At 72.1% G+C, this 26,531-nt stretch carries 21 protein-coding genes and 1 pseudogene; 7 read left to right on the top strand and 15 right to left on the bottom strand.

Features of this window, described 5'->3' with window-relative positions; translation table 11 throughout:
* Window positions 1–14: 14 nt before the first annotated feature.
* A complete protein-coding gene (locus tag ACFY01_RS29915; RefSeq protein ID WP_390738867.1) occupies window positions 15–992 on the top strand; it encodes a zinc-binding alcohol dehydrogenase family protein in 978 nt (325 codons plus the stop codon).
* A gap of 71 nt (window positions 993–1,063) precedes the next feature.
* Here the strand turns inward: ACFY01_RS29915 and ACFY01_RS29910 are convergent, their stop codons facing one another.
* The 3 genes from ACFY01_RS29910 to ACFY01_RS29900 form a co-directional block, all read right to left on the bottom strand.
* Window positions 1,064–3,820, bottom strand: a complete 2,757-nt coding sequence (locus tag ACFY01_RS29910) for an alkaline phosphatase family protein (protein WP_390738866.1) — start codon at window positions 3,818–3,820, stop codon at window positions 1,064–1,066.
* Window positions 3,821–3,883: 63 nt separating this feature from the next.
* The gene (locus ACFY01_RS29905; RefSeq protein WP_390738865.1) at window positions 3,884–5,233 is read right to left on the bottom strand and encodes an ABC transporter permease; all 1,350 of its coding nucleotides are present in this window, start codon (window positions 5,231–5,233) and stop codon (window positions 3,884–3,886) included.
* Entirely contained in the window at window positions 5,230–6,171 is a 942-nt protein-coding gene (locus ACFY01_RS29900; protein ID WP_390738864.1) for an ABC transporter ATP-binding protein, read from the bottom strand. Before ACFY01_RS29900 ends, ACFY01_RS29905 begins: the two co-directional genes overlap by 4 nt.
* Here ACFY01_RS29900 and ACFY01_RS29895 point away from each other — a divergent pair.
* Both ACFY01_RS29895 and ACFY01_RS29890 read left to right on the top strand, forming a co-directional pair.
* Window positions 6,162–6,839, top strand: a complete 678-nt coding sequence (locus ACFY01_RS29895) for a hypothetical protein (protein WP_390738863.1) — start codon at window positions 6,162–6,164, stop codon at window positions 6,837–6,839. The genes ACFY01_RS29900 and ACFY01_RS29895 overlap by 10 nt on opposite strands.
* Window positions 6,749–9,892, top strand: a complete 3,144-nt coding sequence (locus tag ACFY01_RS29890; protein WP_390738862.1) for a BTAD domain-containing putative transcriptional regulator — start codon at window positions 6,749–6,751, stop codon at window positions 9,890–9,892. Before ACFY01_RS29895 ends, ACFY01_RS29890 begins: the two co-directional genes overlap by 91 nt.
* Here ACFY01_RS29890 and ACFY01_RS29885 read toward each other — a convergent pair.
* The 7 genes and pseudogenes from ACFY01_RS29885 to ACFY01_RS29855 form a co-directional block, all read right to left on the bottom strand.
* Window positions 9,876–10,640 carry an ABC transporter permease gene (locus tag ACFY01_RS29885; RefSeq protein ID WP_390738861.1) on the bottom strand — a complete coding sequence of 255 codons (765 nt, stop codon included), beginning with the start codon at window positions 10,638–10,640 and terminating at the stop codon, window positions 9,876–9,878. The two genes, ACFY01_RS29890 and ACFY01_RS29885, sit on opposite strands and share 17 nt — an antisense overlap.
* Window positions 10,637–11,590, bottom strand: a complete 954-nt coding sequence (locus ACFY01_RS29880; protein ID WP_390738860.1) for an ATP-binding cassette domain-containing protein — start codon at window positions 11,588–11,590, stop codon at window positions 10,637–10,639. Before ACFY01_RS29880 ends, ACFY01_RS29885 begins: the two co-directional genes overlap by 4 nt.
* A gap of 107 nt (window positions 11,591–11,697) precedes the next feature.
* Window positions 11,698–12,486 carry a hypothetical protein gene (locus ACFY01_RS29875; RefSeq protein WP_390738859.1) on the bottom strand — a complete coding sequence of 263 codons (789 nt, stop codon included), beginning with the start codon at window positions 12,484–12,486 and terminating at the stop codon, window positions 11,698–11,700.
* A 106-nt stretch (window positions 12,487–12,592) separates the two neighbouring features.
* A pseudogene (locus ACFY01_RS29870) lies at window positions 12,593–13,475 on the bottom strand (MFS transporter).
* Between the two features lie 127 nt (window positions 13,476–13,602).
* Window positions 13,603–15,258, bottom strand: coding sequence for an MFS transporter (locus tag ACFY01_RS29865; RefSeq protein WP_390738907.1), 1,656 nt, complete (start codon window positions 15,256–15,258; stop codon window positions 13,603–13,605).
* A gap of 155 nt (window positions 15,259–15,413) precedes the next feature.
* Window positions 15,414–15,887: a MarR family winged helix-turn-helix transcriptional regulator gene (locus ACFY01_RS29860; protein ID WP_390738858.1), complete on the bottom strand. Its 474-nt coding sequence runs from the start codon at window positions 15,885–15,887 to the stop codon at window positions 15,414–15,416.
* Window positions 15,888–15,925: 38 nt separating this feature from the next.
* Entirely contained in the window at window positions 15,926–16,828 is a 903-nt protein-coding gene (locus ACFY01_RS29855; protein WP_390738857.1) for a DMT family transporter, read from the bottom strand.
* Between the two features lie 116 nt (window positions 16,829–16,944).
* Here ACFY01_RS29855 and ACFY01_RS29850 point away from each other — a divergent pair, with 116 nt between their 5' ends.
* Window positions 16,945–18,039, top strand: a complete 1,095-nt coding sequence (locus tag ACFY01_RS29850) for a galactosyldiacylglycerol synthase (protein ID WP_390738856.1) — start codon at window positions 16,945–16,947, stop codon at window positions 18,037–18,039.
* Between the two features lie 24 nt (window positions 18,040–18,063).
* Here ACFY01_RS29850 and ACFY01_RS29845 read toward each other — a convergent pair whose 3' ends face one another.
* Together ACFY01_RS29845 and ACFY01_RS29840 are read right to left on the bottom strand one after the other, a co-directional pair.
* Window positions 18,064–18,813 (bottom strand): polysaccharide deacetylase family protein, encoded by a 750-nt coding sequence (locus ACFY01_RS29845; RefSeq protein WP_390738855.1) that lies wholly within the window; start codon window positions 18,811–18,813, stop codon window positions 18,064–18,066.
* A 12-nt stretch (window positions 18,814–18,825) separates the two neighbouring features.
* Window positions 18,826–19,629 (bottom strand): SDR family NAD(P)-dependent oxidoreductase, encoded by an 804-nt coding sequence (locus ACFY01_RS29840; protein ID WP_390738854.1) that lies wholly within the window; start codon window positions 19,627–19,629, stop codon window positions 18,826–18,828.
* Window positions 19,630–19,827: 198 nt separating this feature from the next.
* On the opposite strand from ACFY01_RS29840, the gene ACFY01_RS29835 reads away from it, so the two are divergent.
* Window positions 19,828–20,688 carry a DMT family transporter gene (locus tag ACFY01_RS29835; RefSeq protein ID WP_390738853.1) on the top strand — a complete coding sequence of 287 codons (861 nt, stop codon included), beginning with the start codon at window positions 19,828–19,830 and terminating at the stop codon, window positions 20,686–20,688.
* Between the two features lie 18 nt (window positions 20,689–20,706).
* Here ACFY01_RS29835 and ACFY01_RS29830 read toward each other — a convergent pair whose 3' ends face one another.
* Window positions 20,707–21,447, bottom strand: coding sequence for a TetR/AcrR family transcriptional regulator (locus tag ACFY01_RS29830; RefSeq protein ID WP_390738852.1), 741 nt, complete (start codon window positions 21,445–21,447; stop codon window positions 20,707–20,709).
* 159 nt (window positions 21,448–21,606) lie between these two features.
* Between ACFY01_RS29830 and ACFY01_RS29825 the strand changes: the two genes are divergently transcribed.
* A complete protein-coding gene (locus tag ACFY01_RS29825) occupies window positions 21,607–23,142 on the top strand; it encodes an APC family permease (RefSeq protein ID WP_390738851.1) in 1,536 nt (511 codons plus the stop codon).
* A 30-nt stretch (window positions 23,143–23,172) separates the two neighbouring features.
* Complete coding sequence (locus ACFY01_RS29820; RefSeq protein WP_390738850.1) at window positions 23,173–24,840, top strand: amidohydrolase; 1,668 nt, start codon at window positions 23,173–23,175, stop codon at window positions 24,838–24,840.
* Window positions 24,841–24,867: 27 nt separating this feature from the next.
* Here the strand turns inward: ACFY01_RS29820 and ACFY01_RS29815 are convergent, their stop codons facing one another.
* A complete protein-coding gene (locus tag ACFY01_RS29815; RefSeq protein WP_390738849.1) occupies window positions 24,868–25,077 on the bottom strand; it encodes a hypothetical protein in 210 nt (69 codons plus the stop codon).
* Between the two features lie 310 nt (window positions 25,078–25,387).
* Window positions 25,388–26,434, bottom strand: a complete 1,047-nt coding sequence (locus ACFY01_RS29810) for a class I SAM-dependent methyltransferase (RefSeq protein WP_390738848.1) — start codon at window positions 26,432–26,434, stop codon at window positions 25,388–25,390.
* Window positions 26,435–26,531 lie beyond the last annotated feature (97 nt).

The following is a 26,531-nucleotide window of genomic DNA, read 5'->3' as shown; positions in this document are numbered from 1 at the left end:
GGGTGCGTTCCGCTATGCGCGCAGTGGAGTTCCAGGAGTACGGCGGCCCCGAGGTGCTGAAGGTCGTCCAGGCCGACGTTCCCGAGCCGGGGCCGGGCCAGGTGACCATCGACGCCGCCCATGTCGGCGTGAACTTCGCCGACCTCAAGGCACGCGCCGAGGGGTACCGGGTCGAATCCCTGCCCTTCCGGCCCGGCCTCGAGGTCTCGGGACGAGTCCGGGCCGTCGGTGACGGCGTGACAGGGCTGCGTCCGGGGCAGGAAGTCGTCGCACTCGTCAACGGCGGCGCCTACGCGGAGGTCGTGGTCGCCGAGACCGCCACGGTCTTCCCGCTCCCCGAGGGCCTGGACCTGCGGACCGCGGCCGCGCTGCCCACCGTACTGCCGACCGCGCACGCCCTGCTCCATGAGGTCGGGCGGCTGCGCGCCGGAGAGAGCGTGCTGATCCACGGCGCGGCGGGAGGCATCGGCACGGCGGCCGGGCAGCTGGCCCGGGCGGCGGGCGCGGGCGCCGTGTACGGCGTGGTCTCGTCCTCCGCCAAGGCCGGGCACGCTCTCAAGCACGGCTATGACGACGTGTTCACCGACGACACCTTCCTCGACGACGTCCGCCGCGCCACCGCCGGCCGGGGCGTCGACCTGGTACTCGACCCCGTGGGCGGCGACACCCTGCGCAGCGGGCTAGACGCCCTGGCCGTCTTCGGACGCCTGGTGTCCTTCGGCAACGCGAGCGGAGCCGAGCCGTGGCACGTCGGGCAGCCCGAGCTCTACCCGCTGGGCCGTTCCGTCGCCGGCTTCTCCATCCTCGCCCTCGCCCGGACGGCGCCCGAGGCGCTGCGCTCGCTCGCCGAACGCGCCTTCCGTACGGTCGTCGACGGCACCGTGACCCTCCCGGTCACCGCCGAGTTCCCGCTGTCGGACGCGGCCGAGGCCCACCGGCTGATGGGCGGCCGCACCTCCACGGGCAAGCTGCTGCTGCGGACGGCCGACTGAGCAGCCCGGGACCGAAGATGCCCCTGGCCGGCGGTGACGCCGACCAGGGGCAATTCAGGGGGCGGGTCAGGTCAGCCGTCGGACTCCGGCGAGGGGAGGTAGGCGCCGGGCACGTCGTTCGGCGCGTAGATCTTGCTGTCGCCGGGGTACGGCTTGGTCCAGTTGTGCGTCTCGTACCACGTGAGGCGGTTCATCTGCTCCGGGTTCGCGAAGTCCGGCACCGCCTTGGTCCCGGTCAGTCGCTGGTGCGACTCCCAGGTCTTCCACTGCGCCGCGACCTTCCGCTCGGCCGCCGGCACCGTCACGGACGTCGGCGCGGGCGCCGCCTTTGCGTCCTGCGGTGCGGGATCGTCCGAGCCGCAGGAGGGCTGGGTGCTCAGACCGAGGGTCAGCGAGGTCCGGTTGGGCTGCGCCGTGAACGGCGTGTAGTTCGGCTTCGGGGTGAACGCCCCGAACATCGGGGTGGCCGCGCTGTCCATCTGGTTCATCGGGTGGATCCCGAGGATCTGCTCGATGGTGCGGATCATCGTGATCTGCGAGTAGTAGTGGCTGTCGACGGTGCCGTGCTGGGCATAGGGGCTGATGACCTGGACCGGGGCACGGTGGCCGTCGACGTGGTCGAGGCCGGCCTGGGAGTCGTCCTCGACGACGAAGATCGCCGAGTCCTTCCAGTACTTGCTGTGCGTGATGGTGTCGACCATCTTGCCGACCGCGAGGTCGTTGTCCGCGACCTCGGCGGCCGGGCTCGCCGGACCACCGGTGTGGTCGTTGGAGAACCAGAACATGTTCAGGTTCGCCGGACCGTTCTTCTCGAAGTCCTGCTTCCAGATCTGTTCCTTGTAGATGTCCGGGACGCTGAGGTCGAACATCGGGAAGCCGGGCACGGACACCTTGTTCAGCGACGGGATCGCCGAGCCCGTCTGAATGGGGTACCGGGTCGGCTGCCCGGTCGCCTCCATGTTCTTGGCGTCGCAGTACAGGTTCTGCCAGGTCGCGTCCGCCGGCTTGCTCTCGATCGACTGGAACTCACCGTAGTCCTTAACCGACTTGCCGGCCGCCTGCGCACCGCTCCAGATGAAGCCGGTCCTCTGGTGGCCGAGAACGTCGTCCTCGGTGTCGTAACTGCGGGTGTACTCACCGGCCGAGGACTCGGTGTACTCCGGGTTGTCGGACTGCATCAGCCAGTTGTGGCCCTCGGCGGAGTTCGTGCCGACGTCGTAGAAGTTGTCGTACAGTCCGAACTGCTCGGCCAGAGCGTGCTGGTTCGGCGTCACGTTCTCGCCGAACTGCGTGACCGACGAGTCGCCGTTGCCGTTCGGAATGTCACCGAAGACCTGGTCGTAGGTCCGGTTCTCCTTGACGAGCAGGAAGACGTGCTTGATCGTCGAGGGGTCGCCGAGCCGTGCCGGAACAGGCAGCGGCTTCGCGTGGCTCTTGCCCTTGGCCGACTTGACCGAGCCGGGGGTCCAGCCGTTCTGCTTGAAGACCTTGGCCGTCCGATACCTGATGACGCTGTCGTCCGGCAGCGTGAACTGCGTCAGGCTGGAGGTCGTGTCGTGGGTGCCGTGCCCGGCGTTGGTGGTGGGGCGGCGGGCGTCGACACCACGGGTGTTGGAGACGACCACCTCCTTGCCCACGGTGGCGATCTCCGCGGGGAAGTAGTCCGTGGGGAGCAGGCCGACGTAACGGGCCGGCTGCTGCGGGGAGGTGTAGCGGTAGACGGCGACCGCGTTGGCGCGGCCGAGCGTCACCAGCAGGCGCCCGTCGTCGGTGAGCGTCACCGCGTCGGGCTCGTAGCCGACCTTCGCCTCCGGCCACGGCTGGGTGGCGACGGTCTGCACGACCTTGTCCTTGGCGGTGTTGATGACCGACACGCTGTTGTCGGCGGTGTTGGTGACGAACACCGCGCCCTTCTTGGCGTACACCGCGGTCGGGTGCAGACCGACGTCGATGCTCTGGACGGCGGCGGTCGGGTCCGCGAGGTCGATCACGCTGACCGTGCCGGTGGTGGCGGCACCGGTGTCCGGGTCGGCCGGCACCTGGGTGCCGTAGGAGTTCATCGTGGTGTCGCCGGCCTCGGCCGGACGCCCGCCCTCGTTGCTGATGTAGAGCTTGTCGCCGACCATGGCGATGCCACGGGGGGCGTTGCCCACGGCCCAGCTCTGCTTGATGGTCCCGGTCGCCGCGTCGATGGCGACCACCCGGTTCTGGCCGTTGACCGCCGAGTACACGGTGGAGCCGTCGGCCGAGAACACCGCCGCACCCACCAGTGCGTGCTTGGAGCCGTCGGCCGGGATGGAGACGGCCGTCGGGTTGGAGAGGGTGCCGTCGGCGTTCACGGTGAACTTGGTGTAGCCGTCGCTCTGGCCCAGCCAGAGCTGCTTGCCGTCGGGCGAGTACGCCGGGCCCTCCTGGCCGACGGAGCCGTTGCTGATGCGCAGGTCGTCCACCGTCTTGGTGCCGACCTTCTGCTTCACCTGCCCGGTCCCCAGATCCATGATGACCAGCGACGCGTCACCGTCGGCGACCGAGGCCGCGAGGTGGGTGCCGTCCGGGCTGACCGAGGACGACATGATCTTGCCGTCGTTGATGACGGTGCGGTCGCCGTACGGGGCGATGTACTGGTCCGCGGCGACGACCTGGCCGTCGTCGGTGACCTGGCCGACCTGCTGGGTCCCGAACTGGTGCGTCGAGGCGACCGCGGTGCCCGTGACGGCCAGGGCGACCGCGATGCCCGCCGTCACCAGCAAGGTCCGGCGACCGACGCGTCTGCCGAAAAGGCTGACCTGCTCCTTCTCACTGATCCGACGCTGCCGTGTTACCTGCATGGAGCTGTCCCTTCGGGGGAGGGTGGAGGTCGGGGGGTGGAGATCAGGGGGTGTCAGGGAGCGTCATGGGCCGGAGATCAGTTCGACGTTCCCGTCGAACTGCCACAAGGGGTTCGGCGCGTCCCCGGTCGCGGTCCGCACGAGGAAGTAGCCGTTCACTTCCTTCGGTCCGTCGCCGTCGGCCACGAACCGCCCGTCGGCGGTGACATCGAGCTGGTAGACGGCCTGCCCGGTGACCTGGACGCCGGGCAGGTGCCAGGAGACGACGCACCGCCAGTCGTTGCCCGGACCTTCGGGCGCGCGCCGGCCGGCGCCCTTGTTGCACGCGGCCGTGGTCCGCAACCGCGCCTCGGTGACGGCGGGGCGGTTGAGTTCGTCGGTCTGCAAGCGGTAGAGGTGCGCGAATGCCGTGGCGACGGACCGCTGCACCTTGTCCTGCTGGATGCCGGAACCCACGGACGGGGTCGCCACGGCGACGACCGCGACCGTGAGAGCGACCAGTCCGGCCAGCGGCAGCAATCCGGTGGTGACCGCGCGGCGCCCGGAGCCGTCGTAGGTCAGGTTGGTGAAGTCGCGCCGCAGGAAGAGCAGATGGGCCAGCGCGGTCGCGAGCACGGCCCACACCAGGCTGACAACGATGCCAATCAGCAGCGGACCGGGCTGTGTCGGGCTGGTGAACAGTCCGTTCCAGGCGATGAAGGCGTAGCTGGGCAGGGCGAGGCGCACGGCGACGGGCAGCGGCAGCATCTGGGCGAGCTGCATCGCGAGCGCGACGAGCGCGGGCAGCAGCAGTCCCATCGGGGACCGCCCCAGCGCGACCGACCCGAGGAGTCCGATCCCGGCGAGGGCCAGCGTCGGGGCGAGTACGCAGACCCAGGCGAGGAGGACCTTCATGGCGGCGTCCCCCGGCGCCAGCAGGTGGCCGTCGAGGCCGACCAGCGGCCGGTTGCCGACCGCCACGACCCCGCCGACCGTGCTGGAACAGGCCAGCCCGGCCACGAGCAGCAGGATGACGGTGAGGCTGGCCAGCGCCTTCGCCACGAAGATCCGTCGAGGTGAGCGGACCGCCACGAGCAGGTGGCGCCAGGTTCCGAGCCGGTCCTCGGAGGCGAACACGTCGCCGGCGACCACCGAGGTCAGCAGCGGGAGCGCCCATGTGCCCGCGAAGCCGAGCATCACCAGCGGTCCGGCCCACCCCGTGGCGTGCATCCACCGGCCGAAGAGGGTGTCGGAGGGGAGCGTGCTCTGCCGGCTCACCGCGGCGACGAAGAGGCCCGGTGCGATCCAGCAGGCGAGGACCAGCAGGCGGATCCGCCATTGCGAGACCAGTTTGACCAGCTCGAAGCGGTAGCCACGCGGCACCGAGACACGACTGGCGGCAGCGGCACGGTCGTTGACTGTGGTGGCGGTCATCTACCGGCCTCCTGCTGCTCGGTGAGGGCGAGGAACGCGGCTTCGAGGGGCGACACCACGGGGGTGAGCTCGCGCACCGCGATGCCCGCGTGCACGAGGCCCACCACCAGTTCGTCGAGGGCGGGCACCAGCGCCCGCACGACGAGCCGCTCGGTGTCGTCCCGCGCACCGGTGTCCTCGACGACGCGGATCCCGGCCGTGCCGACGGCCACCCGGCGGGCGGCCTGCTGGTCGGAGGTGACCAGCCGGTAGTCGAGTTCACGGTTCTCGGCGGCCAGCTTGCCCAGCGGACCGGAGAAGACGACCCGTCCGGTGGCCAGGATCGTCACCTCGGAACACAGTGCCTCGAGGTCGTCCATGCGGTGGCTCGACAGCACGACGCTGGTTCCGTCCGCGGCGAGCCGGGTGAGGACGCCGTGTACGTGTTTCTTGCCGGCCGGGTCGAGACCGTTGGCCGGTTCGTCGAGCACGAGCAGTCGGGGCTTGGTGAGCAGAGCGGCGGCGAGCCCGAGCCGCTGGCGCATGCCGAGGGAGAACCCGCGGGTCCGGTCGTCGGCGACATCGGTGAGCCCGACCTGGTCGAGCACGTCGTCGATCCCCGCTGTCGGCGCGTCGCCGCCGCGAAGAGCGGCCAGCGCGGCGAGGTTCTGCCTGGCGGTGAGCGAGGGGTAGAGGCCGGGGCCGTCCACGAAGCCGGTGACACCGTCGGGAGCGGCGAGTGCCTGCCCTACCGGCGTACCCAGGATCTCGAGACGGCCGCTGTCGGCGACGGCCAGGCCCAGAAGGAGGCCGAGCAGCGTCGTCTTGCCCGCGCCGTTCGGTCCGGCCAGGCCGTGGATCTGCCCCTGCGCCACATCCAGATCGATGCCGTCGAGTGCGACGACGTCGCCGAAACACTTGGTGATCCCGCGAGCCCGGACTGCGTGGAGTGCGTCCATGGGTCCCTTCTCTCTCAACGGTCACGGAACATAGGCACGGCACACGACCCAGACAGGGACTGCTGGTTGAACGTCCATGGAACGGATCGTCAAAGCATCGGCAAGCCCGTGTTGTACGGACCAGCCGGTATCGAGCCGTACTTGGGCGACGCGTCGGGGACGGAATCCGCACGAACTGCCCGAGTTCCGGCGCTCGGGTGCGCTTTCAGGACGAACCGTGCGGCCAACGGCTGTCGGAGAGAAGTGTTCGGGAGGCCGCCTGGCGGGGCGTCAGCTCACTGCTGCTCCGGAGAACGGCGCGGTCCAGGAACGCACGTGTCGTGGTCGGCCGTCGCACCGACGTATTGGCCTGGAACCAGCTGGGCGCCGCCCTGTTCGCCGACTTCGGGCGTATCCCGGAGGACCGTCGGACCTATGTCCGGCTGTTGTTCGGCGACCCCACGCTCCGGGACCTGCACGCGGACTGGGAGGAGGTAGTGCACCTGGCCATCGCGCAGCTCCGCATGCTGCGCCGCCGACCGGAACGTCATGGCCTCCGGCATCACCACCTAATCTCGCACCATGGCAAAATCGGCGGGTGCAGATCGGGATGCTGGGTCCACTGGAGGTTCGCACGGACGATGGCGGCTCGGCCGACGTGCCGGGCGCGCGGCTGCGGGGATTGCTGATCGCCCTCGCGCTCAAGCCGGGTCACGTGGTCCCGAAGGCGTCGCTCGTCGACTGGATCTGGGGAGAGCACCCGCCCGCCGATGCGACGAACGCCCTGCACCGTCTGGTTTCCCGGCTGCGGAAGGCATTGCCGGACGGAGCGGTCGAGGGGCTGACCGACGGTTACCGGTTGACGGTGGAGCCCGACGCCGTGGACGCCGTGCGGTTCGAACGTCTCGTCGTCGCGGGCCAGGCCCGTACCGAGGACGGTTCCCGGCGGGTGCGGCTGCTGCGGGAGGCCCTCGGGCTGTGGCGCGGTGCGGCCATGCAGGACGTCGGTCTGCGGGACAGCGCCGCGTTCGACGCCGCCGTCGTACGACTCGAGGGGCTGCGCCTGACCGCCACGGAGGAGCGGGCCGACGCGGACGTCGCCCTGGGGCGCGGTGCGGAACTGGTCGCCGAGCTGACCGACCTGGTGGCCGCGCACCCGGTGCGGGAACGGCTCGTCGCCGCGCTGATGCGCGCACTCGTCGCGGCCGGTCGCGACAGCGAGGCGCTGCTGGTGTACCAGCGTGCGAGGGAGGCCCTGGCCGACGAGCTGGGCGTCGACCCGTCGCCGGAGCTGGCCGCGTTGCATGTCGCTCTGCTGCGAGGCGAGCTGGGACGGCGCGAGGAGAGCCGTAGGACCAATCTGCGCGCCGAGCTGACCACCTTCGTCGGCAGGGGCGCCGATGTGGCCGCGGTCCGTGAGCTGCTGGCCGAGCACCGGCTCACCACCGTCACCGGGCCGGGCGGCGCGGGGAAGACCAGGCTGGCCACGGAGACCGCGCGCACACTGCTCGGCGAACTGCCGGACGGGGCCTGGCTGGTGGAGCTCGCCGCCATCGGCGCGGACGGCGACGTGGCGCAGTCGACGCTCGCCGGGCTGGGCCTCAGGGACACCCTGCTCGGCCAGGCCCCGAACGCGGAGCTGACGGGCCGGCTCATAGCCGCGATCCGCGAACGGGAGGCGCTGCTGATCCTGGACAACTGCGAGCACGTGATCGAGTCCGCGGCGGCGTTCGCGCACCGGTTGCTCGGGGAGTGCCGGCGGCTGCGGATCCTGGCGACGAGCCGGGAACCGCTCGGCATCACCGGGGAGGCGCTGTGGCCGGTCGAGCCGTTGGCCCTGCCGGCGAAGGACGCCGGCCCGGACGAGATCGCGTCCGCCCCCGCCGTACGGCTGCTGCTCGACCGGGCCGGGGCGGTGCGCCGGGATCTCGCGGTCGACGCCCGCACGCCGGCGACGATGGCGCGCGTCTGCCGGGCCCTCGACGGGATGCCACTGGCGATCGAACTGGCCGCGGCCCGGTTGCGCACCATGTCCGTCGACCAGCTGGCCAGTCGGCTCGACGACCGGTTCCGTCTGCTGACCGGCGGCAGCCGCACCGCGCTGCCGCGGCACCGGACACTGCGCGCGGTGGTCGACTGGAGCTGGGAGCTGCTCAGCGACGCGGAACGGACGGTCCTGCGCAGGCTCTCGGTGTTCTCCGGCGGGGCGAGCCTGGAAGCCGCCGAGCAGGTCTGCGCGGGCGACGCGGTCGAGCAGGAGCAGGTGCTGGAGCTGCTCACCGCGCTGACCGAGAAGTCGCTGCTGCGTGCCGAGGGCGACGGCGCCCCGCGCTACCGCATGCTCGGCACGATCAAGGAGTACGCCGGGCAGCGGCTCGCCCAGGCGGGGGAAGCGGAGCGGGCCCGCCACGCGCACCTCGCCTACTTCACCGAGCTCGCCGAGGCCGCGGACCCGCACCTGCGCCGCGCCGGGCAGCTGGAGTGGCTGGCCAGGCTCGCGGCCGAGCACGACAACCTCGGTTCGGCGATGCGCGGCGCGCTCGCGGCGGGCGAGGCGCAGGGGGCGATGCGGCTCGCGGCGGGCGCCGGCTGGTACTGGTGGCTCGGCGGGCACCGGACCGAGGGCATCGAGCTGATCACCGCGGCCGCCCGGACGCCCGGCGAGGCGGACGACGAGGTGCGGGCCATGGTGTACGCCCTCATCGTGCTGTACCTGGGCGACGGACGGGGTGACCAGCGCCAGGCCGCGCAGTGGATCCATGAGGCGCACCGGTTCAGCCGGCGCAGCCCGCGCCGCTCCCCGCTGCTGCGGCTCGTCGACCCGCTGGAACGCATGCTGCGGGAGCCCGACGCATACCTGACCGCGTTCGAACCGCTGCTCGACAACGAGGACCCGTGGGTGCGTGCGCTGGCCCGGCTCCAGCTGGGCAAGATGCGGATCGTGCACGGCTGGGGCGGGCGGGACGCGGACGCGTACCTGGAGACGGCGCTCGCCGAGTTCCGGGCGCTCGGCGAGCGGTTCGGGATCATGTTCGCCCTGAGCGAGCTGGCGGCGCGGATCGCCGTGCGTGGCGAGCTCGCCGGTGCGTGCGCGTACTACGAGGAGGCGATCGCGGTCGTCACCGAGGTCGGTGCCATCGAGGACGTCATCCGGTTGCGGTCGCACCAGGCGTGGCTGTACCGGCTGCTGGGTGACGGGGACGCCTGCGCCGCCGCCCTGGCCGAGGCGCAGCGGTGTGCTGAGCGGGTCACCTGGCCGGACGCGCTGGCCGAGCTGGCCTTCGTGAAGGCGGGGCTCGCCCGGTGGGACGGTGACGCCGAGGGGGCGCGCGAGCAACTCGGTGTCGCGACGGCCCTGTTGGGCGACCAGGCGGAGCTGGCGCACATGCGCGCGGTGCGGCACGACCTGCTCGGCTACCTCGCCGAGGACCTCGGCGAGGCCCGGGCGCACCGCGCGGCGGCCTGCGAGGCGGCGGCCGAGTCGGGCTACCCGCTGGCGATCGCGCAGGTGCTCGTCGGGGTCGCGGACCTGGCCCTGCGCCGCGACGAGCACGAGCAGGCCGTACGGCTGCTCGCGGCGAGCGCGGCGGCACGCGGGCTGCCCGACCGCTCCCACCCGGAGGTGGCCCGGATCGAAAGGGCGGCGCGGAACCGCCTCGGCGACGCACGGTTCGCCGAGGCGGTCCGGGAGGGGACGCGGACCAGCTGGTCCCAGCTGGTCGAGGTCACGCTCGCTTCCTGAAGGTGGAGACCGCCCACACGTATCCGACGAGCGCGAAACCGACGCACCAGGCGAAGGCCGCGACCATGTGGCCGGTCGACGGATGCCCGCCCGACAGCAGTCCGCGCAGCGTTTCGATGATCGGCGTGAACGGCTGGTACTCGGCGAACTGCCGCACGCCGGCTCCCATCGTGTCCGCGGGTACGAACGCGCTGCTCAGGAACGGCAGCATGATCAGCGGCACGGTGGCCATGCCCGCCGACTCCACGGTCTTCGCCGCCAGTCCCATGGCGACCGTGAGCCAGCTGGCCCCGAACCCGAGCAGCAGCATGACGCCGATCGCGGCGAGCCAGTCGAGGAGGCTCGCGTGCGGACGGAACCCCATCGCGAAGCCGACGCCGATGATGACCGCGTCGGCGATCAGACCGCGCACCGTCGTGGCGACGACATGACCGGTCAGGACGGCGCCGCGGGAGACGTCCATGGCCTTGAACCGGTTGATGATGCCCTTGGTCATGTCGTCGCTCACGGCAGTCGAGGTCGCCCCCAGCCCGTAGGTGATGGCCATCACGATCAGGCCCGGCACCGCGTAGTCGACGTACTTGCCCTGGACCTTGAAGGCGCCACCGAACACGTAGACGAACATCAGCATCATCACGACCGGGAACAGGATCGCGTTGAACATGGTGACCGGATCGCGGACCGTGTGCTTGAAGTTGCGGCGCAGCATGATCGCCGAGTCGCCGAACGACGTCGAGACGGTACTCACTGTGCCATGGCCTCCGTGTTCGTGTGGTCGGTGCTGGTGCGCCTGGTCAGGGCGAGGAAGACGTCGTCGAGGTCCGGTGTGTGCACGGAGAACTCCTCGGCGTTGATCATGTGCTCGTCGAGCCGGTCCAGCAGGGCCCGCAGCGACCTCGACTCACCGTCGCTGGGCACCCGCAGGGTCAGCTCCTGGTCGTCCCGGCTGGACCCGGGCAGAGCCCGTGCCGCGATGTCGAGTTCGTCGAGGCCGGTGAAGCGGAGCCGGACGTGGGTGCCGGGGACCTGTCGCTTGAGCTCGTCGGGGGTGCCCTGGGCGACCAGTCGGCCCATGTCGAGCACCGCGATCCGGTCGGCGAGCTGGTCGGCCTCCTCGAGGTACTGGGTGGTGAGGAAGACGGTGGTCCCGTCGGCCACCAACTCGCGGACGATCCCCCACATCGTGCGCCGGCTGCGCGGGTCGAGACCCGTCGTCGGCTCGTCCAGGAAGATGATCCGCGGCTTGCCGACCAGCGTCATCGCCAGGTCCAGTTTGCGGCGCATCCCGCCGGAGTAGGTCGACACCCGCCGGTCCGCCGACTCCACCAGGTCGAACCGCTCCAGCAGTTCGGTGACCACCCGGTCACCGGAACGTGCGCGCTTCAGGTCCGCGATCAGCCGCAGGTTCTCCCGCCCCGACAGCAACTCGTCCACCGCGGCGAACTGCCCGGTCACGCCGATGGCCGCGCGCACCTCCTTGGTCCCTGTCGCCACGTCGTGCCCGGCGACCCGCACCGTGCCGGCGTCGGCCTTCATCAACGTCGTCAGGACGTTCACCGTCGTCGTCTTGCCCGCCCCGTTCGGGCCGAGCATGGAGAAAACCGATCCCGCGGCGACTTCGAAGTCGATGCCGTCGAGCACGACCCTGTCCCCGTATGCCTTGCGCAGCCCTGAGACCGCGATCGCCGAACTCTTCATGCCCCTACCGTCACCGGCGGGCCTGACACCCGCCTGTCACGCCTCTGACACGACCGCTGACACGACCGCTGACACGGACACGTTCGGCTTCGGCTTCTCGTGACGTGCTACGACCCGCCACCGAAGAAGCCGGACCTCAGATCCCCGATGAGGGCGTCGAGGGGATGTCCGCTGACGACGAACGGTCCGCTCCAGGGCCCGCTGAGTGCGAACAGCAACGCCAGGCTCAGCCCGACCACGCTCGCGACACCCGCGATGAGCAGTGATGTGCGCAGGCTGCTGCGGAAGACCAGTGCGCCGGCGTTGACGATCAAGGCCAGTCCGCTGGCCACCAGTGTGATGACGTAGAGCACGGGTACGGCGCGCGAGGCGGCCGCGATGCGGGCGCGACGGCCGTTGGTGACACCGTCCAGGGCAGCCAGCAGTTCCGTGCCGGCCGTGGTTCCCACCTCGGGCCGGGCCGCCTCGGCGCGTACGCCGCGTTCCAGCTGTGCGACCGCACGAGCGGTTTCCGGGTCGTCACCTGACGCCGCCGCCGCGCCGTTCCACTCCCTGACGCGCGTCGTCTGAAGGTAGTTCATCAGCGCCGCGTGGATCGGCTCCGAGTGGATTCCCGGACTCGTCGCCGCCCACGCCAGGCGCGAGGCCGCGGCCGCCTCGTCGCTCACCAGCCCCTCAGCAGCTCGCAGGTAGCCGGACTCGCTGGCCAGGGTGAGGGCCGCGAAGATCGCGAAGGCGGCGCCGAGTGTCGGCATCAGGGGCGTGACGATCTGCGGTACCCGGTCCTGTTCCCCGACCGGCACGAGCAACCGGACGCCGATCCGTGCCAGGCCCGCGACCAGGAAGGCGAGCAGGAGCCCGCCCACGACCAGTACCACCGCCGGCTGCGAGGTCAACCAGTTCACCACATCACCCACAGTGCGTTGCCGTGACCACCTTCAGCGAACGCCCCATGATCACAGGCCGAGGTCCTTCGAGGCTCGCGACGCCCGGCACAGTACGTCACTTTGTAGTACAGACAGCCGAGTTCCCGGGTCCCGGTCGGCGTGCGGCGGCCGTCATCACGGCGAGCCCGAGCAGGACGACGGCGGCGCCGACGTACAGCGGAGCCGTGTAGCCGAGACCCGCGCTGATGGCGAGGCCGCCGAGCCAGGCGCCCAGGGCGTCGCCGATGTTGGAGGCGGACACGTCGGCGCTCGCGGCGAGCGGTACGCCGTGGGCGTGGTCGGTGACCCGGGTGATGAAGCCCGGAACCCCGGCGAAGCCTACGCCCGGCACGTTCGCGTGACCCGGGTGAAGGCGTACGCCAGGTAGCTGAACGCGCCGAACATCCCGCTGTAACCGAGCGAGGTGGCGGCGAGGGTCAGCCACACCTGTACCGACCGGAAGGCACGGAACCGGGCACGCGGTCCGGCCGCCCGGCCGGTGGCGGAGCCGGCGCTCTCCGGGGACTGCGGCCGGTCGACGGCGCCGGCCCGGCCCGGCACCAGTACGGCGATGGCGACCGTGGCGCCGACACCCATGCCGGTGATCGCCCAGCACGTGGCGCGCCACCCCCAGCGTTCGCCGACTAGGGCACCGACCGGTGCCGTAGACGACGAGCGGGAGCGACCATGCGCCGCGCGACGAGCGAGCCGATGCCGAAGAACGAGCCGTGGCACAGTGCCGCGACCACCCGGCCGAGCATCATGACGGGACAGTCCGGTGCGACGGCGGACAGGAGGTTCCCGGCGACGAACAGCGCCACCAACCCGACGAGGACGGCCTTGCGGGGCAGGACCGCGGTGGCGGCCGTCACCACGATCGCGCCGACCGCGACCGTCAGGGCGTATCCGGAGATCAGCCGTCCCGCCGCGGCCTCGGACACCGCGAGGCTCCGCCCCACCTACGGGAGCAGCCCGGCGATCACGAACTCGGTCAGGCCGATCCCGAAACTGCCGAGAGCGAGCGCGGCGAGCCCGGCGGGCATCTGCCGTGCGCTACCGATCGGTTGAATGGCCATCGGATCATCATCATGCAAGTCGCCCGCCGACCGTCCTGTCGGACGAGTGCTCCGGTCCGCTCTTCGGGGCGTCGTCGCCGGCGCGTTCGTGGCCGCCCCGCAGGGCGGAGGCCAGGGCGGAGACCAGGGCCATGCCCGCGGCGACGCCGAAGACGATGCCCAGGCCGTGGTGGAAGGGTCCGGAGACCAGTTCCGGGAAGAAGGTGTGGCCGGTCAGGGTGGCGCGCTGGGACGCGGTGAGATGGTCCAGGGTGCCGCCGGCGCCGAGCAGATGGCCGATGGGGTTGTTGCCCAGGAACGTCGCGAAGAGCGTGCTGACCGGCGGCAGAGAGGCCACGTCGTGGGCGGTGCCGGCGGGTACGCCGTGTGCCTGGAGGCCGCTGCTGAGGGTGGCGGGCAGGGAGGAGGCCAGCCCGGACACCATCAGCGAGAAGAAGACGCCGATGGACAGCGCCGTGCCCGAGTTCTGGAAGGTGGAGCGCATCCCGGAGGCCACGCCCCGGTAGCGGGCCGGGACGCTGCCCATGATGGACGAGGTGTTGGGCGAGGAGAACATGCCCTGGCCGAGACCGTTGAGGAACAGCAGCGCGGCGAACAGGCCGTACTCGAAGTTCACGGGCAGCGCCAGCAGGCCGAGGAAGGAGCAGGCGACCACGACCAGGCCGGCCGTGGAGAACAGCCGGGCGCCGAACCGGTCGGAGAGGTAGCCGGAGACGGGGCCGGCGATCAGGAAGCCGAGGGTCAGCGGCAGCATGAAGATGCCGGCCCACAGCGGGGTGTCCTCGAAGTCGTAGCCGTGCAGCGGCAGCCAGATGCCCTGGAGCCAGATGATCAGCATGAACTGGAGGCCGCCGCGGGCGATCGAGGTGAGCAGGGCGGCCAGGTTGCCCGCCGCGAACGCCCGCACGCGGAACAGGGACAGCCGGAACATGGGCTCGGCGACCCGGGTCTCCGCGACGCAGAACACCAGCAGCAGGAACACGCCGCCGATCAGGCCCGCGAGTACCCAGGGATTGGTCCAGCCGGTGGGGTGGCCGCCGTAGGGCTGGATGCCGTAGGTGATGCCGGCCAGCAGGACGCCCGCTCCCGTGGCGAAGGTGATGTTGCCCAGCCAGTCGATGCGGCCCCGTCCGCCGGCGGCTGTCTCGCGCAGGCTCAGGTACGACCAGACGGTGCCGGTGACGCTGACCGGGACGCTGATCCAGAACACCGCACGCCAGTCGACCGCGGCGAGCAGACCGCCGGCGAGCAGGCCGAGGAACTGCCCGGCGAGCGCGGTGATCTGGTTGACGCCGAGGGCCATGCCGCGCTGCCGGGCCGGGAAGGCGTCGGTGAGGATGGCGGCCGAGTTGGCGGTGAGCATGGAGCCGCCGAAGGCCTGCACGATCCGCCACAGGATCAGCCACAGCGCGCCCGCGCCGGCCCGGAACGGGTCGAGGGACAGGGCGACGGAGGCGCAGGCGAAGACCATGAAGCCCAGGTTGTAGATGCGGACCCGGCCGAACATGTCGCCGAGCCGGCCGAGGACGACGACCAGCACGGCCGAGACCAGCAGGTAGCCGAGGATCATCCACAGCAGGTAGCCGATGTTGCCGGCCGCGAGCGGGTCCAGGCCTATCCCGCGGAAGATGGCCGGCAGAGAGATGATCACGATGGAGGCGTCCATCGTGGCGATCAGCACGCCGAGCGTGGTGTTGGACAGGGCGACCCACTTGTAGCCGGGGCCCGGGGGCGTGTCGCGGTGGCGGGCGGAGTGGGCGAGCAGCCGGCCGCGGAGCCCTTCGGCGGGGTGCCGGTCCCGGGGGGCGGGCGTCGGCCCGCTCACAGCCGTTCCGCCAGCCGGTCGAGGAGGGGCAGGGCGGCGCGCAGCGACTCGCGCTCCTCGGGCGTGAGCTCGTCGAGGGCCTCGGCGAGCCGGCCGACGGACTCGGAGCGGCGCTCCTCCAGCACCGCCCGGCCCTCGTCGGTGATCGACACGATGGCCCTGCGCCCGTCAGCCGCGTCCGGGGTGCGACGGACCAGCCCGCGCTGTTCGAGCCCCGCGAGCGTGGTGGCCATCGCCTGCGGCCTGACGCGCTCGAGTTCGGCGAGCGAACCGGGCGAGTCCGGTCCGGTGCGGGCCAGCCGGGCCAGTACCGAGACCCCGGAGAGGGAGACGTCCCCCACGGCGTGAGCCTGGCGCAGTCGGCGGACTATCCGGCCCATGGCCAGCCGCAGTGCGCCGGCGAGAGCCGCTGTCTGCGGTGATCGGTCCGAGCCACCTGTGGGGTCGCCCGTCCTGTCCAGCACGTCCATGGTTACTAATCATAGGTTTATCAGTCTGGACTGTTCAATCAAGTGTTAGTAATCGATTCCGACTCCACCTCGTCCCAGCTTCCGCCGGAGGCCACGACGGGCGACCGGGTCAGCCCGACGATGCCCGCCGCCATGAGGCCGACCCCCAGGACCTCGGGCAGCATGCGCCAGCCCAGCGCGATGCTCTCCCCGAACAGCAGGCCGCCCAGGGTGATGCTGATCAGGGCATCTCCCAGGGTCAGGGCCGGCTGGGAGGCCGCGAGGGTGCCGGCGCGCAGCGTCCACTGGAGCAGCAGCACGCTCAGCAGGCCGGTGACTGCGGCGGCGTAGGTGTGCCAGGTGGCGAGGACCGCGGCGGGTCCCGCAGCGAAGCGTCCGGTCACCTCCTTGATGAGAGCGGCGGTGACCGCGAAGCAAGCGGCGGTCGCTGCGCCCAGCGTGGCGGCCTGTGAGGGGCCACGCATACGGAGGGCGGCTGCCAGCAGGACGGCGACGCAGCACGCCAGCCCGCCCCCGACGACGAGCCAGCGCCAGTCGTCGGCCCGTTCACTGCCGGGGGACGGGGACGCGCTGAGCAGGAAGAGCGCCAGTCCGCCCGCGAGCATCACGAAGGCCCGCCAGGTCCCGGCGCCGGGGCGGTGACGGAACACCACCGCGCCCACGAGCAGGGTGAACAGCAGTTCGCTGGCCAGCAGCGGCTGCACCACCGACAGTTGCCCGGCGTCCAGGGCGACGACCTGGAAGACGGCCGAGAGCATCAGGGCCACCGCTCCGGCCCACCAGTGCGGATGACTCAGGAGCCCCGCCAGGCGGGCCATCGCCGCTCGGGCTCCGCGGCCGGTGACTTCGTCCGGTTCGACGGCGGCCCTGCGCTGGAGGACGGACGCCGTCGCGTTGGACAGCGCCGAGAGCAGGGCCATGACGACCGTGAGCACGTTCATGCGCATGCCTGCCGTTGACGGGATGTACGCGGTGATAAACCTACCCATACCGGCGGCGCCCGTTAGCCTGCCGGTGCTGCGGATACCTGTTGCTCACTGCTCGAAGCGAGGTGCCCATGGCGCGGACCTGCCCCTGCCGCCTGTTGGTGGTCGGCGCGAGCATGGGGTCGGGCCACGACGCGGTCGCCGCCGAGCTGGCCCGGCGCCTGCGCGAGGCCGGGCACGAGGTGTCGCACACGGACGTACTGGAGATGCTGCCCGCCCGTATCGGGGCCGGGCTGCGCGGTCTCTACCGCGCGACGGTCCGGCATGCCCCGCTGCTGTACTCGGGCGTCTATTCCGCCTTCTTCCGTACCGGCGGCGGTCCGCGGCCGGGCAGCGCGCCGCTCGCGGCGCTCGCCGAGGACCGGTTGCGGGCGGAGGTGGCGGGCGGGCGCGCCGACGCGGTCGTCGCGGTCTTCCACCTCGCCGCGCAACTGACCGGCCGGATGCGGGCACTCGGACGGCTGACGGTGCCCAGCGCGGTGGTCATCACCGACTTCGACGTCCACCGGCAATGGCTGCACCGGGGCAACGACCTCAACCTGTGCCTCACCCCGCAGATCGCCCGGAACGTGCGGCACGGACTGGGCCGGCCCGCCCTCGCCTGCGGTCCGCTGCTGCCCGACCGCTTCCGCCCGCACCCGGCCGGCGAGGCGGACTGGCGACGGCGACTCACGGCGGGCGACGGGCGCATGCCCGTACTGCTGTCGGCGGGCGCGTGGGGCGTGGGAAGCCGGCTCGACGCGACGGCCCGGCTGCTGGCCGGCGCCGGCTATCTGCCGGTCGTCCTGTGCGGGCGGAACGAGCGTCTGCGCCGCCTGCTGTCGCGGGTGCCCGGCACGCTCGCCATGGGCTGGGTGGACGACATGCCGGGCCTGATCGCGGCCTGCGGGGCACTGGTCGACAACGCGGCGGGGCAGACCGCGCTCGAAGCGCTCGCCGTCGGCGTCCCCGTCGTCGGGTACCGTCCGATCCCCGGCCACGGCGCGGCGGGGGTACGCCGGATGGCGGCGCTCGGCCTGACCGAGCACGCCGCCGACTCCTGGGAGCTGGTGCAGTCCCTGGACCGCCTCACGGCGGCCGGCACGGCACCCGGTCGCCCGGCCCCCGCCGCCCGCCGTCTCTTCCAGGGTGATGTCGTACGTCCGCTGGAACGTCTCTGCGCCTGAGGGAGGATCCGATGTCCCGCCCGGTCAGTCCCGGCCCGTGACGCGGTGCTCGCCGAGCGGTCCGACCGTCAGGCCCGCCGCCCGGCACGCGCCCACCAGCCGGGGCAGCGCACCCAGCGCCGCCCGCCAGCAGCCCGGTGCCGACTGGCGGTCGGTGTCGTGCAGCAGCACCGTGCCGCCGCCCCGCAGGTCCGCCAGGACGGTCGCCGTCACGGACTCGGCGGTGGCACGGTCCGTCCAGTCGCGGCCCCAGGCCGTCCACAGGACCGGACGCAGCCCGGTGCGGCGCGCGGCCAGCAGGCGGTCACCGGTCAGGATGCCGTACGGGGGCCGGTACCAGGCCGGGGCCGCACCGGACACCTCCGCCACCGTGTGCGCGGCCCGCGTCAGCCGTCGGGTCTCCCGGGCCGGTGCCGGCCGCCAGGGGCGGTCGTGCGTCCAGCCGTGGACCGCCAGTTCGTGACCGCGCCGGACGATGTCGTGGCTCAGCCGCCGGTGGCACAGCACCTGCTCACCCAGCACGAAGAAGGTGGCGCGGACCGACAGCTCGTCCAGCGCGTCGAGGAAAGCGGGGGTGGAGCGGGGATCGGGCCCGTCGTCGAAGGTGAGCGCCACATGGTCGCCGCCGCCGACGCCGGCCAGGGCCGGAAGCCAGGCGCGCCGCGGACCGGGGAGCCAGGTCCCGGCGGGCACGATGTGGACCGCGGCGACGAGCGCCGGGACGACGGCGAGGGCCGTGGTGACCGACCGGCCCCGGTCGAGGCTGCCTCGCACGTCCGGCTCGCCTCAGCCGAACCGGGTGGCCAGGCGCCGGTACGAGGCGGGCGCGAGGCGGCGGACCACGACCGGTACACGGAGCCAGCCGGGCACGAACACCTCGTCGCGTTCCCTGCGCACCGCCGCGACGACCGCCGCGGCCACCCGCTCGGGCGGGATCGGACGCGGACGGCGGCGGGAGTAGGGCGCCCCTCTCCGGGCGAAGAAGGGAGTGTCCACCGCGCCCGGCACGACGTGGGTCAGCCGCACGCCGGTGCCGTCGAGCTCGTACCGCAGCGCGTCGGCGAAGGCGCCGAGTCCCGCTTTGGCCGCGGAGTACACCGCCTCCTCCCGTACCCCGACGCAGCCCGCGATGGAGCCGATCAGCACCAGCCGGCCTCGGCGCCGCGCCACCATGTGCGGCAGGACCTGCCGGACGACATGCACCACCGATACCAGGTCCACGGTGAGCAGCCGGTCCACCTCGCCGCCGGGCATCGAGGTGAACGGCCCGGCCCAGCCCACCCCCGCCGCGGCCACCAGCAGGTCGATTCCCGGTACCTGCCGAAGGGCCCGGTCGGCCAGCTGCCGGGCGCCGTCGGCGCCGGACAGGTCGCAGGGGATCGCGACGCCGGACGTCTCCCGGGCCACCGTGTCCAGCCGGGCCCGGTCGCGGCCGGAGACCAGCAGCGCCCACCTCTCGTTGGCCAGGGCCCGCGCGACGGCCGCCCCGATCCCGGAGGACGCGCCGGTCACCAGCGCCACGCCCGTCCCGGGCGTGCCTGGCACAAGGGTGGACGGGGCCGGACCCGGATCCGCCGTGACGCGTCCCAAGCTGACCTCCCCGCCCGCACCCGCGCATCCGACGATGACACCGACCATCGAGGGGTAGCCGGAGCTGACGGCTTTCAAACGTGGGGCGGCGCACGGGCGGCACGGCGCTGAGCCACGTGGGTGTCTTTGCGCAACGCTCCCGGCCGGGCTCCGGCCGTACAGGGCCTCCGCACGGTCCGGGCAGGAGGATGACAGGCCGTGGTGTACCTCTTCAGCCTTCCCGCCGCGTGTCTGCTGGGCTTCGGCTTCGTGCTCCAGCAGCACGCGGCCGAACGCGAACCGCTGTCCTTGATGTTGTCCTTCCGGCTGCTGCTGGACCTGGCGCGGGTGCCGCTGTGGCTGGCCGGCATCGGCTGCATGGTCGTGGGCCAGATCCTCGGGGCGCTCGCGCTGACGCGCGGCAGCCTGGCCCAGGTGGAGCCGTTGCTCACCACCAACCTGCTCTTCGCGATGGCCCTCGCCCGGTGGATGGGCGATCAGCCGCTCGGCCGGTCGGGGTGGCTGGGGGCGCTCGCCCTCAGCGGCGGGGTGGCGGCCTTCGTCCTGGCGGGGCACCCGCAGAGCGGTCACGGCCAGGTCGGTGCGTTGCGGCACTGGCTCGTGATCGGCTGCGTACTGGGGCTGGCCGGGGTCCTGGTCGTCTTCGCCCAGCGCCTGCGGCTGCTGCGCCGGCCGCCCTTCCTGGCCGCCGCGGCGGGCACGCTCTACGGCCTCCAGGACGCGCTCACCCGGGTCAGCGGCGGCATCGTGGGTGCCAGGGGAATCAGCGGCCTGCTCGTCTCGTGGCAGCCCTGGGCCGTCGTGGCGCTGGCGGTGGTGGGTCTGCTGCTGGTGCAGAGTGCCTTCGAGGCCGGGCCGTTGCGCCTGTCCCTGCCGGCGCTGACCGCCGCCGAACCCCTGATCGGCATCGCCTGCGGCATCGGCTTCCTCCAGGACGAGCTGCGCACCGAGCCCGGCGCACTGGCCTGGCAGGCCGCGGGGGTGGTCGCGGTGATCACCGGTGTCTTCGTCCTCGGGCGGCACCCTGTCATGCCCAGCGGCGAGCGGCGCGAGCACTGAGCGAGCGGAACGGGTGCCTCACAGGTCGGGCGTGGTCGCTCGGGCCCTGGTGCCGCCGGTGTCCCGGGGCTTTCTCGGGGCGCGTGCCGCGAGTGCGTCCAGGAGCAGGTCCACGGACTCCTCGAAGGAGCTGTCCGCCATCCCGGGCAGCTCGCCGCGGGTCGCGGTCAGCGCCGGGTACGACTCGGGGTCCAGGCCCTGGTACACGTCCTGCCAGGCCCGCTGGTCGGCTTCGCGCTGCTGCCGGGGAAGCGCGTGGAACGCCGCGTCCGTCGCGGCGTGGCTGAGCACGGTGTCGATGAAGGCGAGGTAGAGCCGTACGGCGCGGGCGGGTTCGAAGCCGGCGGACAGCAGCAGCCCGATTCCCGTCTCCACCGCCTGGATCTCGTTCGCACGCCGGGTCACCCGGTGCGAGGCCATGGCGGCCGCCCGGGGGTGGGCGATATATCCGGCGCGCACCCGCAGCGCCATCTCGCGCAGTGCGGCCACCCAGTCGTCCCCGGGTACGAACCCGGCCATCGCGTCGCCGATGATGCGGTCGGCGATGGCGAGCACCAGGTCGTCGGTGTCGTGGAAGTAGCGGTACAGGGCGCTCGGATCGCAGCCCAGTGCCGCCCCCAGCCGGCGCACGCTCAGCGCCTCGGGGCCGTGCTCGCCGATCAGTCTGAGCGCGGTCTCCACGATCAGGTCCTCCGACAGCAGGACACCCGAACGGGTGGGCCGGCGGCGCCTGCGTTCCTGCGGGACACGGGTGGGCATCCGGGGTTCCTCTCGTCCGGGCCGGCACGGAGCGGCGTACCCGCAGTGAACGGCCCCCGGCCTCCTTACGTCAACAGCATTGACGGAATACGGGCGCCGGATGTTCCATCGCATTCCCGATCGGCTCTTCCCCCGTCCCCGTCCTGCGAGGAGCCCCGCATGTCAGCCACGTCCTCCACCCCTGCCTCGTCCGGTCCGAGACCACAACCGTCCGGCGGTTCCCGCCCCGCGCTGCGCCGTTCCCTCGGCGTCGTCGACGGCGTCGCCCTCGCCGCGTCCAGTACCGCCGCCACCACCAGCATCGCCATCGGCATGGGCACCATCGCCTCCATCGTGGGCCTCCAGGCTCCGGCGCTGTTGCTGCTGGCCTTCCTGCCGGTCCTCGGCATCGCCACCGCCTACGCCCGGCTCAACCGCTCGGAACCCAACTGCGGCAACGGCTATGTGTGGGTAGGCAAGTCCCTCGGGCCCTGGCCGGGCTTCCTGACGGGCTGGGTCACCCTGGTCGGCTCGGTCATCTTCTGCGCCTACACGAGCGCGGTCATGGGCTCGGTCGTGCTGATCCTGGCCAACCGGGCCGGGCTGCACAGCCTCGCCGGCATCACCCTCGATCCGGGATCCACCGGCATCAGTACGGCGGCCGGTCTCGTCATCCTCCTCGCCCTCGCCGCCCTGACCGTCACCGGGATGCGTGCCGCCACCCGGTTCCAGTTCTCCCTGCTGGTCTTCGAGTACGCGGTGCTGCTGGCCTTCTGCGGCTGGGCCGTGGTCACCGGCGACCACACCGTCTCCCTCTCCTGGTTCAACCCCTTCGACATCTCCGACGGCACCGCGTTCGCCCAGGGCATGGTGCTCGCGGTGTTCTTCTTCTGGGGCTGGGACGCCGCCTTCAGCGTCAACGAGGAGACCAAGCGGGTGGACGACTCCGCCCGGGGAAGCTTCATCGCCCTGTTCGCCATGCTCGGCCTGTTCCTCTTCGCCTCGGTCGCCTTCCAGCGCGAGATGAGCCTGCCCGAACTCGTCCGCAACGGACCCCAGGCCCTCCCCTACCTCGGTTCGAAGCTGGCCGCGGAGCCCTGGGCCACCCTGCCCCTGATCGCCCTGATGTTCTCCGCCGTGACCTCCGTCCAGGCCACCCTGATCCCGACGGCCCGCGGACTGCTGGCCATGGGCCGGGACCGGACCATGGGACAGCTGTGGACCCGCGTCCATCCGCGATACGGCACTCCCGCCGTCGGCACGGTCGTCGTGATGGCCGTCGCCGCCCTGATCGCCCTGCTCGCCGTCGCCATCCCCAAGCTGAGCGACATGCTGCTGACCGCCGTCAACGCCATCGGCCTGGTCGTCGCCCTCTACTACGGCCTCACCGCGCTGGCCTGCGCCGTCCGCTTCCGCTCCGCGCTGCGCGAAGGCCCACGTGAGGCCCTGCTCGCGGTCGCCGTGCCCGGCGCGTCCAGCCTGGTCCTGCTGGGCCTCGGCGGCTACCTCGGATACTCGTACCTGACCATGAGCGACCACTTCGAACTCAGCCCGGACAACGGCTGGTTCATGTTCTCCCTGCCCGCCGGCATCGTCCTGGTCGGCCTCGGCATGGCCGCCGTCGCCAGGTACGTCCGGCGCTCGCCGTACTTCACCACCGGACGCGGCACCGACGCCGAAGCCCTGACCCTGCCGATGGACCGCACCGCGGTCTGATCCCCTCTCCCCCATCCGGAGTTCCCTCACATGACGCATGAACAGGCCACGGGCCCCGCCGATCTCGTGCTGACCGGCGGCCCCGTGCACACCGTGGATCCCACCCGCAGCCGCGCCACCGCGGTGGCCGTGCGCGGCGGGCGGATCGCCGCCGTCGGCCACGACGAGGTGCACGAGCTGATCGGGCCGGGCACCGAGGTCGTCGACCTCGCCGGGAAGCTGCTGCTGCCCGGCTTCCAGGACGCCCATGTCCACCCGCAGGGCGCGGGCATCGAGCTCGGACTGTGCCATCTCGGCGACACCGTCGACCCGGCCGAGTACCTGCGCCGGATCAAGGCGTACGCGGACGAGCACCCGGACGCCGAGTGGATCACCGGTGGCGGCTGGTCCCTGGAGGCGTTCCCCGGCGGCTCCCCCACGGCCGCCGCCCTCGACGCGATCGTCCCCGACCGGCCCGTCTTCCTGCCCAACCGCGACCATCACGGCGCCTGGGTCAACAGCCGGGCACTGGAGCGGGCCGGCATCGACTCCCGTACCCCGGACCCGGCCGACGGACGGATCGAGCGTGACGCCGGGGGCAACCCGACCGGGATGCTCCAGGAGGGCGCGGTCCACCTCGTGGGCCGCCTGGTGCCCGACCCCACGCCCGAGGAACAGCTCGCCGCGCTGCTGCGCGCACAGGCCGTACTGCACTCCTATGGCGTCACCGCCTGGCAGGACGCCATCGTCGGCACCTTCACCAACATGACGGACCCGGCACCCGCCTACCAGGCGGCCCTCGACCGGGGCCTGCTCACCGCCCGTGTCGTCGGCGCCCTGTGGTGGGACCGGGAGCGCGGCGCCGAGCAGCTCCCGGAACTGCTCGCCCGCCGCGCGGAGCTGAGCAGGGGACGGTTCCGTGCCGGGACCGTGAAGATCATGCAGGACGGCATCGCGGAGAACCACACCGCCGCCCTGCTCGATCCGTATCTCACCGGCTGCGGCTGCGCCTCCGACAACAGCGGCATCAGCTTCGTCGAGCCCGAAGCGCTGAAGAAGTACGTCACCGAACTCGACGCACTGGACTTCCAGGTCCACTTCCACGCCCTCGGCGACCGCGCGGTGCGCGAGGCACTCGACGCGGTGGAGGCCGCCCGCCAGGCCAACGGCCACCGCGACACACGGCACCACCTGGCCCATCTCCAGGTCGTCCACCCGCACGACATCCCGCGCTTCCGGACCCTGGGGGCGAGCGCCAACCTCCAGATGCTGTGGGCCGCGCACGAACCGCAGATGGACGAACTGACCCTGCCCTTCCTGGGCGCCGAACGCGGCACCCGCCAGTACCCGTTCGGCGACCTCCTGCGCGCGGGCACGACGCTGGCCGCGGGCAGCGACTGGCCGGTCAGCAGCCCCGATCCGTTCCAGGCCATCCACGTCGCCGTCAACCGCGTCGCCCCGGACGCGCCCGCGGGTACCCCCGTCTTCCTCCCGGAGCAGGGCCTCGACCTGGGAACCGCCATCGCCGCGTACACGGCGGGCAGCGCCTGCGTGAACCATCTCGACACCACCACCGGCAGCATCACCGTAGGAAAATCGGCCGACCTGGTCGTCCTCGACCGCGACCCCTTCGCTGCCCCCGCCGAGGAGATCGCCGCCACCCGCGTCCTCCAGACCTTCGTCGAGGGCCGACGCGTCCACGCGGCAACCGACGCCTGACCGGGGGCCGGACGCGGGGAGCCGGCTTCAGTGCTGGTGGGCCGCGGAGATCTGGCCGACCAGTACGGCGAACGGCATGCCGAGGGCGGCGTAGACGGCGCCGGACTCGGCTTCGGCGTTGTCGGCCAGGGCCTCGACCGTGAGGGTGGCGTAGTCGCTGACGACGACGCCCGCCCGCTGCATGCGCAGCAGTCCGGCTTCCCGCTCGGCCTGGCTGAACGTGCCGGAGGCGTCCACGGCGACGTACGCGTCGTATCCGGCGGCCGTCGCGGCGCGTGTAGTAGTCCGTGCTGACGCCGGCTGGCTGCGCGACTTCCTCGCGCCGCAGGCCCGGCACGCGCCGGTGGGCCCCGCCCTCCGGCAGACCGGCCGATTCCGGTGCGATGCGGTCGCGGCACCGGCGCAGGAACTGACTGAGATCGACGTTGCCGGCCATGTCTTCCGTGTTCCCCGTTCCGGGCCGCCGGGACGGCGGGCAAGGTGGGTCGCTCTGTCCCAGACAGCCGTCTCCGGGGGAAGCACCGTGTTCGGCGCGCCCCGGGCCCGTTCACGGCCGTATCTCGTACACCGAGTTGAACGTGGTCGCCGCGGCCTGCCGGAACCTGGTGAAACCGGCCTTGGTGGACAGTTCGCGCACGGCCGACTCGCCGGCCTGCGCGCCCAGCGCGTAACCTCCCTGCTGCGACAGGGAGTTGGGCACGCAGAGGAATGTGGAGCCGCTGTAGTACAGCCTTCCCACCGGGTTGAAGTTCTCCTCGACCCGGTCGGTGGCGAACGGTTCCACCAGCAGCCAGGTGCCGTCTTCGGCCAGGGCCTCGCGCACCCGGCGGGCGGCCCCGAGGGGATCGCCCATGTCGTGCAGGCAGTCGAACATGGTCACCAGGTCGTAGTCCGTCCCCGCGAAGGTCTGGGCGGTGGCGACCTCGAAGGTCACCCGGTCGTCGACCCCGGCCTCGGCGGCCTTCTCGCGGGCCAGCTCGATCGACTCACGGTGGTAGTCGGACCCGACGACGGTCGTGCGCGGGTACGCCTCGGCCAGCAGCACCGCGGACGAGCCGAGCCCGCAGCCGACGTCGGCGACCCGGGCCCCTCCGGTGAGCTTGGCGTCGATCCCGTCCAGCGCGGGGATCCAGTTGGGGACCAGCTCGGCCTCGTAGCCGGGCCGGAAGAAGGCGTCGACTCCGACGAACACCTCCTCGTCGTGCTGGTGCCAGCCGAAGCCCTCGCCGGTGCGGAACGCGTCGGCGATACGGGGCTCGGCGCGCAGCATGCCCAGGGCGAAGCGGAACGCGGCCGCGACATTGGGACCCTTCGGGTCGGCCAGGCAGAACGCCTGCTCCTCGGTCAGCGCGAACCGGCCGGTTTCCGGGTCGTAGCCGACGTATCCGCCCGCGGCCTGGCCGCGCAACCACTCGGTGAGGTAGCGCGGATGGCAGCCGGTGCGCTCCGCGAACTCCTCGGGTGTCGCGGAGCCCTCGGCGAGCGCGCCGTGCAGGCCGAGCCGGTGGCCGAGCGCGACTGATCCGGCGGCCTCGGTCGCCGCGAGGTCGGTCACGAAGCGGCCCAGGAACTCGTTGATCTTCTCGTGGTCCATTTCCCGTTCTCCCTTTCCGTCGGACCGGCTGTGCGGTCACCAGGAAGGCTCGGCGCGCACACTGTCACGGCCCTCGCACGGGATATCGTCGTACTAC

This window comes from Streptomyces sp. NPDC001480 (assembly GCF_042894725.1).
Lineage (GTDB): Bacteria > Actinomycetota > Actinomycetes > Streptomycetales > Streptomycetaceae > Streptomyces.
The sequence above is the reverse complement of the archived record's forward strand: the minus strand, read 5'-3'. Positions and strand labels throughout refer to the sequence as shown.

Excerpts from the sequence above, each read along its gene's own strand:
- ACFY01_RS29830 (WP_390738852.1), bottom strand. The coding sequence starts at position 21,447 with ATGCCCACCCGTGTCCCGCAGGAACGCAGGCGCCGCCGGCCCACCCGT.
- ACFY01_RS29855 (WP_390738857.1), bottom strand. The coding sequence starts at position 16,828 with ATGAACGTGCTCACGGTCGTCATGGCCCTGCTCTCGGCGCTGTCCAAC.
- ACFY01_RS29825 (WP_390738851.1), top strand. The coding sequence starts at position 21,607 with ATGTCAGCCACGTCCTCCACCCCTGCCTCGTCCGGTCCGAGACCACAA.
- ACFY01_RS29905 (WP_390738865.1), bottom strand. The coding sequence starts at position 5,233 with ATGACCGCCACCACAGTCAACGACCGTGCCGCTGCCGCCAGTCGTGTC.
- ACFY01_RS29820 (WP_390738850.1), top strand. The coding sequence starts at position 23,173 with ATGACGCATGAACAGGCCACGGGCCCCGCCGATCTCGTGCTGACCGGC.
- ACFY01_RS29850 (WP_390738856.1), top strand. The coding sequence starts at position 16,945 with ATGGCGCGGACCTGCCCCTGCCGCCTGTTGGTGGTCGGCGCGAGCATG.
- ACFY01_RS29860 (WP_390738858.1), bottom strand. The coding sequence starts at position 15,887 with ATGGACGTGCTGGACAGGACGGGCGACCCCACAGGTGGCTCGGACCGA.
- ACFY01_RS29915 (WP_390738867.1), top strand. The coding sequence starts at position 15 with ATGCGCGCAGTGGAGTTCCAGGAGTACGGCGGCCCCGAGGTGCTGAAG.
- ACFY01_RS29810 (WP_390738848.1), bottom strand. The coding sequence starts at position 26,434 with ATGGACCACGAGAAGATCAACGAGTTCCTGGGCCGCTTCGTGACCGAC.
- ACFY01_RS29910 (WP_390738866.1), bottom strand. The coding sequence starts at position 3,820 with ATGCAGGTAACACGGCAGCGTCGGATCAGTGAGAAGGAGCAGGTCAGC.
- ACFY01_RS29865 (WP_390738907.1), bottom strand. The coding sequence starts at position 15,258 with ATGGACGCCTCCATCGTGATCATCTCTCTGCCGGCCATCTTCCGCGGG.
- ACFY01_RS29900 (WP_390738864.1), bottom strand. The coding sequence starts at position 6,171 with ATGGACGCACTCCACGCAGTCCGGGCTCGCGGGATCACCAAGTGTTTC.
- ACFY01_RS29880 (WP_390738860.1), bottom strand. The coding sequence starts at position 11,590 with ATGAAGAGTTCGGCGATCGCGGTCTCAGGGCTGCGCAAGGCATACGGG.